Annotated in this window: 11 protein-coding genes; 5 read left to right on the forward strand and 6 right to left on the reverse strand. The window is 71.4% G+C overall.

What is annotated here, in order from left to right; translation table 11 throughout:
- The first annotated feature begins 108 nt into the window (after positions 1-108).
- Positions 109-1,329: an acetyl-CoA C-acetyltransferase gene (locus A3CE_RS0116840; protein WP_020641272.1), complete on the forward strand. Its 1,221-nt coding sequence runs from the start codon at positions 109-111 to the stop codon at positions 1,327-1,329.
- 57 nt (positions 1,330-1,386) lie between these two features.
- Here A3CE_RS0116840 and A3CE_RS0116845 read toward each other — a convergent pair whose 3' ends face one another.
- Positions 1,387-2,199, reverse strand: coding sequence for an LppU/SCO3897 family protein (locus A3CE_RS0116845; protein WP_125591670.1), 813 nt, complete (start codon positions 2,197-2,199; stop codon positions 1,387-1,389).
- A 155-nt stretch (positions 2,200-2,354) separates the two neighbouring features.
- On the reverse strand, positions 2,355-3,188 hold the full coding sequence (locus A3CE_RS0116850; protein ID WP_020641274.1) for a Bax inhibitor-1/YccA family protein: 834 nt from the start codon (positions 3,186-3,188) through the stop codon (positions 2,355-2,357).
- A gap of 316 nt (positions 3,189-3,504) precedes the next feature.
- On the opposite strand from A3CE_RS0116850, the gene A3CE_RS0116855 reads away from it, so the two are divergent.
- From A3CE_RS0116855 to A3CE_RS0116870, 4 genes are all read left to right on the forward strand, one after another.
- Positions 3,505-4,965, forward strand: coding sequence for an MSCRAMM family protein (locus A3CE_RS0116855; RefSeq protein WP_020641275.1), 1,461 nt, complete (start codon positions 3,505-3,507; stop codon positions 4,963-4,965).
- 4 nt (positions 4,966-4,969) lie between these two features.
- On the forward strand, positions 4,970-5,788 hold the full coding sequence (locus tag A3CE_RS0116860; protein WP_020641276.1) for a class F sortase: 819 nt from the start codon (positions 4,970-4,972) through the stop codon (positions 5,786-5,788).
- A gap of 102 nt (positions 5,789-5,890) precedes the next feature.
- A complete protein-coding gene (locus A3CE_RS0116865; protein ID WP_020641277.1) occupies positions 5,891-7,885 on the forward strand; it encodes an SDR family oxidoreductase in 1,995 nt (664 codons plus the stop codon).
- Positions 7,886-7,990: 105 nt separating this feature from the next.
- Positions 7,991-9,166 carry a coiled-coil domain-containing protein gene (locus tag A3CE_RS0116870; RefSeq protein WP_020641278.1) on the forward strand — a complete coding sequence of 392 codons (1,176 nt, stop codon included), beginning with the start codon at positions 7,991-7,993 and terminating at the stop codon, positions 9,164-9,166.
- Positions 9,167-9,256: 90 nt separating this feature from the next.
- Here A3CE_RS0116870 and A3CE_RS0116875 read toward each other — a convergent pair whose 3' ends face one another.
- Genes A3CE_RS0116875 through A3CE_RS0116890 form a run of 4 tightly spaced genes read right to left on the reverse strand, consistent with a single transcriptional unit; the run spans position 9,257 to position 11,787 of the window.
- Entirely contained in the window at positions 9,257-10,582 is a 1,326-nt protein-coding gene (locus tag A3CE_RS0116875; protein WP_020641279.1) for an amidase, read from the reverse strand.
- Between the two features lie 49 nt (positions 10,583-10,631).
- The gene (locus tag A3CE_RS0116880; RefSeq protein ID WP_020641280.1) at positions 10,632-11,234 is read right to left on the reverse strand and encodes a response regulator transcription factor; all 603 of its coding nucleotides are present in this window, start codon (positions 11,232-11,234) and stop codon (positions 10,632-10,634) included.
- A gap of 35 nt (positions 11,235-11,269) precedes the next feature.
- Positions 11,270-11,533, reverse strand: a complete 264-nt coding sequence (locus A3CE_RS0116885; protein WP_020641281.1) for a hypothetical protein — start codon at positions 11,531-11,533, stop codon at positions 11,270-11,272.
- Positions 11,530-11,787: a WXG100 family type VII secretion target gene (locus tag A3CE_RS0116890; RefSeq protein ID WP_020641282.1), complete on the reverse strand. Its 258-nt coding sequence runs from the start codon at positions 11,785-11,787 to the stop codon at positions 11,530-11,532. Before A3CE_RS0116890 ends, A3CE_RS0116885 begins: the two co-directional genes overlap by 4 nt.
- Positions 11,788-11,896: the final 109 nt, after the last annotated feature.

Consider the following 11,896-nt stretch of genomic DNA (forward strand, 5'->3'; position numbering starts at 1 on the left):
CTGCCAGCCGCCGGACAACCTCACACCGGCTTCGGCTTTCTCCCGGGCGTCGTACCCGGCAGTATGGTGAGCAACTGCTTAGCTCGCGATACGAGGATGTGTCACGCCATGCCCGAAGCCGTCATCGTCTCCACCGCGCGCTCCCCGATCGGGCGCGCCAACAAGGGCTCGCTGGTCAGCATGCGGCCCGACGACCTGACCGTGCAGATGGTCCAGGCGGCGCTGGCCAAGGTGCCGCAGCTGGACCCCGCCGACATCGACGACCTGATGCTGGGCTGCGGCCTCCCCGGCGGCGAGTCCGGGTTCAACATGGGCCGCGCGGTCGCCGTCGAACTGGGCTACGACCACCTGCCCGGCTGCACCATCACCCGGTACTGCTCGTCCAGCTTGCAGACCACCCGGATGGCGTTCCACGCGATCAAGGCCGGCGAGGGCGACGTCTTCATCTCGGCCGGCGTCGAGACCGTCTCGCGGTTCGGCAAGGGCAGCTCGGACTCCTGGCCCGACACGCACAACCCGCTGTTCGCCGACGCCGAGGCGCGCACCAAGGCGACCGCCGAGTCCGGCACCGGCACCTGGACCGACCCGCGCACCGAGGGCAACGTCCCGGACGTCTACATCGCGATGGGCCAGACCGCGGAGAACCTGGCGCGGCAGAAGGGCGTCACGCGCGAGGAGATGGACGAGTTCGGCGTCCGCTCGCAGAACCTGGCCGAGAAGGCCATCGCGGACGGCTTCTGGGCCAAGGACATCACCCCGGTGACGCTGCCGGACGGCACGGTCGTCTCGAAGGACGACGGCCCGCGCGCCGGCGTCACCGTCGAGGGCGTCTCCGGGCTCAAGCCGGTGTTCCGCCCGGACGGCCGGGTCACGGCGGGCAACTGCTGCGCGCTCAACGACGGCGCGGCGGCGCTGGTCGTCATGTCCGACACGAAGGCGCGTGAGCTGGGCCTGACGCCGCTGGCGCGGATCGTCTCCACCGGCGTCACCGGGCTTTCGCCGGAGATCATGGGCTACGGCCCGGTCGAGGCGTCCAAGCAGGCGCTCTCGCGCGCTGGGCTGTCGATCGGCGACATCGACCTGGTCGAGATCAACGAGGCGTTCGCGGCGCAGGTCATCCCGTCCTACCGGGACCTGGGCATCGACCTGGACCGGCTGAACGTCAACGGCGGCGCGATCGCGGTCGGCCACCCGTTCGGCATGACCGGCGCCCGGATCACCTCGACGCTGATCAACTCGCTGCAGCACCACGACAAGCAGTTCGGCCTCGAGACGATGTGCGTCGGCGGCGGCCAGGGCATGGCGCTGATCCTGGAACGCCTTTCCTGACCCCGGAAACGACGAAGGCCACCGCAGCACGCGGTGGCCTTCGTCGTGGTGGTGCGGTTACCGTTCGTTCGTCTTGACGCACATCGTCGTCGCCGGCTCGGGGTAGACCGCGACGCGCGTGGCGTCGGTGCCCTCGCAGACGTTCTTGTCCGCCTGGCCGGTGACGACCTTGACCAGCTCGCCGTCCTTGCTGGGGTCGGTGCACGGGACCTTCACGTAGCCCTTGGTCGTGGACGTGAAGTTCGCCAGGCAGTCGCCCTGCTTCGCGTTGATCATCAGGCACAGCTTGTAGGAGGAGCTGCGACGCCCGCTGACCGAGTAGGTGTCGTAGCCCGCGTCGGGACCACCGGGGCAGTCCTCGGAGGAGCTGTCCAGCTTCTTCGCGATCTTGACGTTGGCCTTCGGGTCGTTGCAGTCGGCCTTCGCCGGGTCGTCGCCGCCCCGGGTGAACTCGGTGATCGTCAGGCAGTCACCGGCGTTGGAGGTGGCAGGCGACTGGAGGATGTTCACGGCCACGAAGATGCCGCCCGCGATCACCACGACGATCGCGATCGCGCCGCCGATCAGCCGGGCCTTCGACTTCTTCGGCGGAGCCGGCGGCGCGGGCGGGAAGCCCGGCTGGCCGGGAGCGAACCCCTGACCGGGTGGGAACTGCCCCGGCGGCGGACCGTACGGTCCAGGCTGTCCGGGCTGGCCCTGCGGCGGCTGGCCGTAGGCACCCGGCTGGCCGTACGGCTGCTGCGGCTGACCATACGGCTGCTGCGGCTGGCCGTACGGCTGCTGCGGCGGCTGACCGCCCGGCGGCGGACCGTAGGGATCGGGCTGACCCACCGGCTGCTGGCCCCCGGGGGCCGGAGGGGGAACGCTCACTGTGAACCTCACACATGTGAAATAAGAAACCGACCGGCACATCCAACACGCAGGGTGAGCGCGGTCCGCGGCGGGGTCGGCAAATGCACGAATTACCCACAGAAAAGGCGCCCCGCCGGTTACGGAGCGCCTTCACTGCGGAACTGTGAGCCAGGTCAGTCGCGTAGGTACGAGAGCAGCCGCAGGATCTCCAGGTACAGCCAGACCAGCGTCGTCATCAGGCCGAACGCGGTGTACCAGGCCCACTTCGACGGCATGCCCTCGCGGATCATCCGATCGGCCTGGTCGAAGTCGAGCAGGAAGCTGAACGCCGCGATGCCGATGCAGAGAATGCTGAAGGCGATCGCGAGCGGACTGCCGTCGCGCAGCGGGTTGAAGCCGAAGGCGAACGAGCTGATCAGGTTGAACAGCATCAGGATCGCGACGCCGACGACGGCGCCGACGATCCACTTGGTCAGCTTGGGCGTGACCTTGACCGCGCCGGTCTTGTAGACCACCAGCATGCCGATGAAGACACCCACGGTGCCGATGATCGCCTGCAGCGCGATACCGGGGTAGATCACCTCGAACACGCCGCTCAGCGCACCGAGGAACAGGCCTTCGGCGGCCGAGTACGTCAGCGTCAGCGCGCCGCTGGGCTTCTGGCGGAAGATGATCACCAGCGAGATGACGAGCCCGACGATCAGGCCGCCGAGCATCGCGCCGATGAGCGCGCCGGACAGCCGGCCGGTCTCGGCCAGCTGGGCCTGCGCCCAGATCGCCGTGATCACCCCGAACAGCAGCGCGGTGCCGAGCGACAGCCCCGTCTTGACGACGACGTCGTCGACGGTCATCGGGCGATCGCCCTCGCCGGAGGCGGCCCGGCCGGGGCCGTACCCGGGCACACCGCCCTGAGGTTGGTTGAAGCCCACCGGGGGCCCGTACTGCCCATAGGTCTGGGTTCCGCCGCCGGGCAGGTTGCGGAACGCCGGGTTGCTACTGGAACGCACCTGATCCTCCTGGATCTGCTGCTTCGTGGATCATCGCTGCATCGGGTTCAACGACCGCCGGGGACGTGCGGTTCCCGTCGAGTAAAGACAACTTTACTCGACAGCGGTCGTCCGTCTCAGCCGACACAGTAAGCGACAGGCGGCACGACCGTTCGGCGACAGCCACCCGAAGAGCGGTACACAGTTTTTCCTCTTGGCGCAACGCTCACTTCGCGTGCTCGGATCTTCACCGAATGCGCGTCGGGGATTTGATCAGTCGTGTGACCTGCAGAGACGCGTGGGCGCTGCCGCGCGTCGAACGAAGGAGCATTGACACATGGGGTGGTCACCACGCCCGCGCGCGGGTGTTCGCGCGCTCACCGGACTCCTCGCCGCCGCTCTGCTCGGCACGCTTTCCATGACGGCTGGAGCGCCCGCTGCCTCGGCGGCGAGCCAAGAAGGCATCGGGCACGACGTCGGGGGCCAGGACGGCTTCGGCACGGTCTGGCTGGGGTCGTACGTCGTCGGCGGGCAGCAGGTGTTCTGCGTGAGCTTCCTGCTGAAGGCGCCGAACACCGATGAGCAGTACAAGCCCGGCGACGAGTTGCTGACGAAGTGGGGCACGAAGCTGCCCGCCGACCAAGCCGCGAACATCTCCTACCTGCTGCTGCGCTACGGCGACACCAAGAACCCGGACGAGGCGACCGCGCTCGCGCACCTGCTGCACTCGTGGACCGCGGCGCCCCGCACCCCGGACGACCTCGAGCCGACCCTGCCCAAGGACAAGATCGCCTACGACGCGCCGGCGCACCTCAAGTACATGCGCGACCACGACATGCAGGCCGCGGCCGACGCCGTCGAGCGGCTGAAGACGGACGCCGAAACCAACCGCGGGCCGTGGACCGCTTCGGTCACCACGCCGAAGGGCGCCCAGCACCTCGGCGAAGCGGCCGAGTGGACCGCCACCGTGAAGAACGCCCACGGCAAGGGCGTCCCGGGCGTCGCGGTGAAACTGACGGCGACCGCCGCCGCCCTCGACGGTGAGAAGGCGGACAGCGCCGCGGGCAACGCGAGCCCGCAGGCCGCCGCGAAGGAGGTCACGCTGAAGACCGGCGCCGACGGCACCGTGAAGGTGAAGCTGACTCCGACCGGCGACCAGCCGAAGCTGGTGGCCTCGCTGTCCGCGCCGGCCGACCGGCCCTATGTCCGGCTGCCGATCGACACCACCGTGCAGCGCGTGGTCTCCACCGGCGGGGAGAAGGAACTGACCGCCCGTGGCGTCGTCAACGTCGCGAAGCCCGGCAAGGTCCAGGTGACCAAGACGGACGCGAACACGGGCAAGGGCGTCGGCGGCGCCGTCCTGCGGATCACCGGCAAGGACAAGACGTCCGCGGCGCTCGGCCAGGACGGCAAGCCGCTCACCGGGGCCGACGGCAAGCCCGCCGTCGTCACCACCGACGGCAAGACCGGGGGCGTGACGGTCGAAAACCTCCGCGCCCCGCAGGAGATCTGCGTCGTCGAGGCAAGCCCGCCGCCGGGTTACACGAACGCCTACGACCCGCAGAGCCCGCCGTCGGCGTGCGGCACCGTGAAGCCGGGCGAGACGCTCGCCCTGACCGTGACGAACAAGCCGAACGAGGTCCCGCGCGCGATCCCCGCCGGCGACCAGCCGGTGGCACGGGCGCAGGGGGTTGTCGAGACGAGCTACTCCGTGCCGGGCCTGGCCGGGCTCGGCCTGCTCGTGCTGCTGGCGGCCGGGCTGATCGGCTTCGCCGCACGGCGGGCGTCCCGGCGGTAACGGCGTGGCGAACCACGGCGACGACTGGCAGGGCGAGGACTGGTTCGTCGACGAATGGCACCGGGGCATCGGCTGGGCGGCCGTCGAAGACGAGCCGCCCGGCGGCCATCGGGAGCCACCCGCCCGCAAGCCCGGCCGGGGCCGGCTGCTCGCCGGCTTCGCCCTCGGCGCGGCGGCGGTACTCGCGGTGCAGTTCGGCCCCACCGTGCTCACCGCGCCGCCGGTGGCCGTCGTGACCGGCACGGCGCTGCCCGCCGCCGGTGCCGCCGGAGCCGCGGCCCCGGTGCCGTCGCCATCCCCGACGGCCACCGCTTCCGCGCCTGGAGCCGCTCCCGCCGCCCAGACGCCGTCGTCAGCGGCGGCCGCGCCGGCGACCCCGCCGCCGCAGCGGCCCGGCACCGTCCGGCTGCCCGCCGGCGGGACGGCGACGCTGGTGCGCAAGGACCTCGGCCCGGGTGGCGAGCTGCCGGTGCCCACCGACCTCGGCCAGGCGACGTGGTGGGGCGCGTCACTCGACGCGGCGGGCGGGGCGAGCGTGTTCGCCGGCCACGTGAACTGGCGGGGCGCGACCGGGCCGTTCGCCGAGCTGTGGGACGCCAGGATCGGCACCGAAGTGACCATTGTGGACAGTGCGGGAAAGACGTGGCGGTACCGGATATCGCAGCTGGTCACGGTGCACAAGAGCGACTTGCCTGCCCGCGCCGACTACCTGTTCGGCCCGTCCGGCCCGCACCGCGTGGTGCTGGTGACGTGCGGCGGCCGCTGGGTCGGCGGATCGGACGGCTACGAGGAGAACCGCGTCGTCATCGCGGACCCGACCTAAGTTACTCGTGGGTAACATCACGTTTCGGAACGGTGGTCGTGCGCGTCGCCATGCAGCAGAATGCCCAGGGTCAGGGCTGTGGCGGCGAGAGGTGTGAAGACAATGGCGACGTTCTTGGTGACCGGGGCGACCGGACTGATCGGGCGTCACTTCACCCGGCTGCTGCTCTCCCGCCCCGACGACGACCGCGTCGCGCTGGTCGTGCGCGCGTCCTCGCGGGCCAAGCTGGCCGCGCTGGTCGACCAGTGGCCGCACTCCGACCGCGTCACGCTCGTCACCGGCGACCTCGCCGAGCCGCTGCTCGGCGTGTCCGAAGCCGACCGCGACGAGCTGCGCGGCAGCGTCGACCACGTCGTGCACCTCGCCGCCCTCTACGACCTCACCGCCGACGACGAGGCCAGCATCAAAGCGAACGTCGACGGCACCCAGGCCGTCGTCGACCTGGCCGCGGACCTGCGCGCGGGCTGCCTGCACCACGTGTCGTCGGTGGCCGTCGCGGGCGACCACGAAGGCGTCTTCACCGAGGAGATGTTCGACGCCGGCCAGCGGCTCGTCACGCCGTACCACCGGACCAAGTTCGAGGCCGAGAAGATCGTCCGCGAGCAGGACCGGGTGCCGTGGCGGGTGTACCGGCCCGCCGTCGTCGTCGGACACTCGGAGACCGGCGAGATGGACAAGATCGACGGCCCGTACTACCTCTTCCCGGCGATCAACCGGCTCGCCGGGCTGCCGGACGTGCTGCCGCTCGTCGGCCCGGACCTCGGCGACACCAACATCGTGCCGGTCGACTACGTCGCCGAGGCGCTGCTGGAGCTGGTGGTCAAGCCCGGCCTCGACGGCCACGCCTTCCACCTGGTCAACCCCGAGCCGCAGCCGGTCGTCTCGGTGTACAACGCCTTCGCGAAGGCCGCGGGCGCGCCGACCATCACCGTGCAGCTGGGCGAAGGCCTCTCGAAGCGGATCGTCGGGCTGGTCAAGCTGACCGAGCACATCCCCGGCGTCACCATCGCCCGCGACGCCGTGATGGAGCGGTTCGGCATCCCGCCGGTGCTGCTGGACACGATGGCGTTCCCGTCGGTGTTCTCCTCGGCCGAGACGCGCAAGGCCCTCGCCGGCACCGTCGAGGTGCCGCGGCTGGAGGAGTACGCGCCGACGCTGTGGCGCTACTGGCGCGAGCACCTCGACCCGTTCCGCGCGCGCAAGCACGGCCCGCGCGGCGAGCTGGACGGACGCCGCGTGATCATCACCGGAGCGTCGTCGGGCATCGGCCGGGCGACCGCGTTGAAGGTGGCCGCCGCGGGCGGCGTCCCGCTGCTCGTCGCGCGGCGGCAGCACGAGCTGGAAGAGGTCCGCGACGAGATCGTCGCCGCCGGCGGCACGGCGTCGGTGTACCCGGCCGACCTCACCGACGAGGACTCGGTGCACAAGGCCGTCGACGCGATGCTGGCCGAGCACGGCCGGATCGACATGCTGGTCAACAACGCCGGCCGGTCGATCCGCCGGTCGATCAAGCTGTCCTACGACCGGATGCACGACTACGAGCGCGCGATGGCGATCAACTACTTCGGCGCGGTCCGGCTGATCCTCGCGGTGCTGCCGCACATGTCGGAGCGGAAGTTCGGGCACATCGTCAACGTGTCCTCGATCGGCGTCCAGGGCATCGCGCCGCGCTTCTCGGCGTACGCGGCGTCGAAGGCGGCGCTGGACTACTTCTCGCGGATCGCGGCGACCGAGACGCACGGCGACGGGATCACGTTCACCACGATCCACATGCCGCTGGTGCGCACGCCGATGATCCGCCCGACGAAGATCTACGACGCGTTCCCGACGAAGTCGCCGGAGCAGGCCGCGGACATGGTGATGAAGGCGTTGGTCGAGCGGCCGAAGCACATCGGCACGCCGGCCGGGCAGGCGATCGGGCTGGCCTACACGCTCACGCCGGGGCTCACCGACGCCGTCGCGTACCAGGGTTTCCGGATTTTCCCGGATTCGACCGCGGCGGGCGGATCCGGCCGGCTCAAGATCGGACGTGGCGAGATTCACCTTTCCCGCGCGGCGATGGCCTTGGCGCGGCTTTCGCGCGGGTTTCACTGGTGACGCTGCGTTTCCGGGGTGCGGCCGTTCCGGCGACACGGCGACACGTGTTGGTGATTCGTTAAGCCGGAAGGCGGAGGCGGCGGGTGCCCGGGTACGGTCGGGCCCATGGTTCCTGAGCGCGACCCCGCCGCAACCGCCCTCAACGGCCTTCTTCCCCTTCGTCGTGAGTACACCCAGGCCTGGCACGGTTTCGACCGCAACGAGGTCCGGCAGTACCTCGACCACATCGAAGCCCAGCTGCGCCGGGTGCTCAGCGAGCGCGACGCCGCGGCGGCACAGGCCGCCGCCGCGACGCGCGAGGCCGAGACCGTCCGGCAGCAGGTCGCCTCGCTGGAAGCGCGCATCGAGGAGCTGAAGAAGCCGCCGGAGCGGCTCGAGGACCTCGACGAGCGGATGCAGCGCACGGTCACGCTCGCCCAGGCCCGCGCGGACGAGATCATCAAGCGCGCCGAGGCGGCCGCGGAGAAGACGTGGGCGGGCTCGACCGAGGCGTCGACGAAGCTGCGTGAGCGGTACACGAAGCTGGTCGCGGAGCTGGACAAGCAGGCCGACCTGCTGCACTCCGAGCACGAGAGCGCGCTGACGGAGACGCGGGCCGAGGTGCAGCGGCTGACCGTCGAGGCGGCCCAGCGGCGCGAGCTGCTGGACAACGAGGCGGAGCGCAAGCGGCGGAAGATCGAGCGCGAGTTCGAGGCGACCCAGTCGGCTCAGCGGGCGACGCTGGAGAAGCACATCGCCGACCAGCGCACGGCGAGCAAGAACCAGGCGGAGCGCCGGATCGCGGAGGCGACGGCGGAGGCGAAGCGGCGCCTCGACGAGGCGACGGCGGAGGCCAAGCGCCGGCTCGACGAGGCGACGACCCAGGCGGCCCAGCGCACGACGGCGGCCAACCGCAAGGTCGAACGGCTGGCGGAGATCCGCGAGCAGGCGCGCAAGAGCCTCGCGATGGCGGAGGACATCCTCGACCGCAGCGAGACGCAGCTCGCGACGCTGCCGGAGGAAGCGGTGATCCCCCAGGCGTCGAAGCTGGTCGGCGGCGACTCGGACGCGGAGTCGGCCACGACGCCGGCCGCGCCGGTGGTCCCGGTGGTCCAGCCGTCGATCCCGGCTTCGGTGAAGCCGGCCGCTTCGGCTCCGAAGACCGCGCCTCAGGCCGCGAAGCCGGCTCCGGCTCCGAAGCCGGGGAGCGCGCCCGCGAAGCAGAACGGCCCGGCGACCAAGCCTGCGAACGGCAACGGCGCGAAGCCGCTGTCCCCGACGGCGAGCAAGCCGGGTTCCTGACCCGGGCTGCTTTTCCGACGTTTCGTGATGGCCACCTTGAGGAACTTGAAGTTCCTCAAGGTGGCCATCACGGCGTTCCGGGCGAGTAGCTCAGTTGCGGGCCGTGCGGGGCCAGGGGTTGGCCGACTCCAGCTGGGCCGCCAGGCCCAGCAGCAGTGACTCCCCGCCTGGCCGCGCCACCAGCTGGACCGACGTCGGCAGGCCCGACACCGCGGACCGGCCCATCGGGACCGTGATCGCCGGGTAGCCAGCCAGGTTCCACTGGCCCGTGAAGCCCGCCAGGCGCGTCGACGGCACGACGTTCGACAGCCAGCGGCGCTCGTGCCAGCGGCCCGCCTTGACCGGCCAGTGCGACAGCGTCGGCGTCATCAGGACGTCGTGCGATGCGAAGTACTCCTCCGCCCGCGACAGCCAGCGCTGCCGCGTGCGCTCGCGGATCAGGCCGGTGCGAACGACCAGCTTCCCGGCGCGGACGTGCGCCCGCGTCCGGCCCTGCAGCCGGCCGAAGTCGAAGTTCTCGGCCTGGGCCGCCGGGCCCGCCAGCCAGCGAGCTGTCATGCCCGCGACCATCGTTGCCGGGTACCTGGGCGCCGCCGGCGAAATCGCGTGGCCGGCCGACGCCAAGAGGCCCGCTGCCTGCGAAACCGCCGCGACCAGCTCACGAGGCACCGGTGTGTGCAGGACCGGCACCGTCGTCGACATCCCGATGCGTACCGCCGACGGCGAAGGGACCGAAGCCAGCGAAGGCGTGTCTGCCAGCACCGAGAGCAGCACTGCCGCGTCGGCGACCGTCGTGGCGAGCGGGCCGTGCACCGACATGCCGAACCAGCCGCCTTCGGACAGCAGGTCCGCGCCCGGCTTCAGCCCGACCAGCCCGCACATCGCCGCCGGGAGCCGGACCGAGCCCATGCCGTCGGAGCCGTGCGCCAGCGGGACCAGGCCGGCCGCCACCGCCGCCGCGCTGCCGCCGGACGAGCCGCCCGAGGCGTACGTCGGGTCCCACGGGTTGCGGGCGATGCCGTCCGGGGTGTCGGTCATCGGCCAGATGCACAGCTCCGGCACGCGGGTCAGCCCGATCAGGACCGCGCCGGCGGCCCGCAGCCGCGCCGCGATCACTCCGTCCGTAGCCGCCGGTGACGACGGGCCCGCCACCGAGCCGTGCGAAGCGAACTCGCCCGCGATCTCCGTGACGTCCTTGACCGCGACGGGCACCCCGGCCAGCGGCAGCGACGCGAGGTCGGGCCGCGCGGCGACCTCCGCCGCCTCCTTCAGCGCCTCTTCGGCTCGCACCCGGCGAAACGCGCCCACGACGCCGTCCGCCGCCGCGATCCGGTCGAGTGCTTCCTGCACGACGGTCACCGGATCGAGGGTCCCGGCCCGGACGGAAGCCGCGATGTCCACTGCGGTCAGCACCATGATCGGGGACCCTAGCCCACCGAAAGGTGACAGTGGCAACGAAAACGTCTCAGATCGCGCCCGCCCGCAGGGCGTAGGCGACGGCGTGGGCGCGGTTGTTCAGGCCGCAGCGCGTCATCAGGCCGTAGAGGACGTTCTTCACGGTCCGCTCGGAATAGCACAGCTTCGCCGCGATCTCCTCGGTCCCGAAGCCCTCGGCGACCAGCCGCAGCACGTCGCACTCGCGGGCCGCGAGCCCGGACAGCGTCAGCCCGTTCGGTTCCAGGACGTCCTTGCGCATCCGCTGCACCTGCGCCAGCAGCGCGCCCTGCAGCCGCGGTGGCAGGTTCGCCGTGCCGTCACCCGCGGCGAGCACCGCCGTCACCAGCTCGGCGCCGCCCGTCTCGCGGCGCGACAGGATCGCCACCACCCCGCACTCCAGTGCCGCCATCAGGTCGCTCTCGCGGAAGTGCTCGACGACCAGCACGACGTGGGACGCCTTGGCCGCGCGGATCTCGCCCAGCACCGCCTCGGTGACGTGGTCCTCCATCACCAGCAGCACGTCCGGCACGAGGTCGGTGACCCGGACGTCCGGATGCGATTCCAGGAGGCTCACCGCGCCGGCGTGCGTGATCGGGTCCGAGGCGAGGACGCTCACTTCGACGGGCTTCATGACCGCAGTGTGGACGGCCGGTCTTCACGCCTTCCCTATTCCGTCTTCACGCGCGTGAAGACGGAACCCGCCAGCTCGTCGAACGCCTCCCGCGCCCGCTCCAGGCACTCCGGCATCCGCTCGACCGCCCGGCCCCAGTCGCGCTTGGCGCGCAGGTACTCCTCCCGCGCCTCGCCGGTCCAGCCGGCCAGCTCCGGCTCGACGTCCGTCTCCAGCTCGGCCAGCAGCTCGCCCAGCTCACCGGTGATCGCCGCCATCCGGTCCAGCACCAGATCGGCGAGGCGGCAGTCCCGGGTCACGGCCGCCGCGGCCGCGGCATCGGGCCGCCGGTCGCCTCCAGCAGTCCCGCCAGCCGCGAGAGGATGACGTCGAACTCCTGCTCCCAGTCGCTCATCGCCTGGCCGAGCCGCACCGAAGCTTCACCACGCCACGACGCCTGCGTCACCGCCATCTCGCTGTTGACGTCGCGAAGCCGGGAGCGGGCCGCTTCGACGGCGTACGCGAAACGGGCGGCGGCCCGCTGCATGTCTTCGGTCGGCGCGGCTGTCGCCATGCGGAACTCCTCTCGAGCCTCCCGCAGGGTGACCCACGCCGTGGCGGCGCGAAACCCCGCACGGTCACCCGTTGCCCGAATGTCCGCCATCCTTGCCTGCCGGTTCACG

Origin of the sequence: Amycolatopsis balhimycina FH 1894 (assembly GCF_000384295.1) — a bacterium.
GTDB classification, from domain to species: domain Bacteria; phylum Actinomycetota; class Actinomycetes; order Mycobacteriales; family Pseudonocardiaceae; genus Amycolatopsis; species Amycolatopsis balhimycina.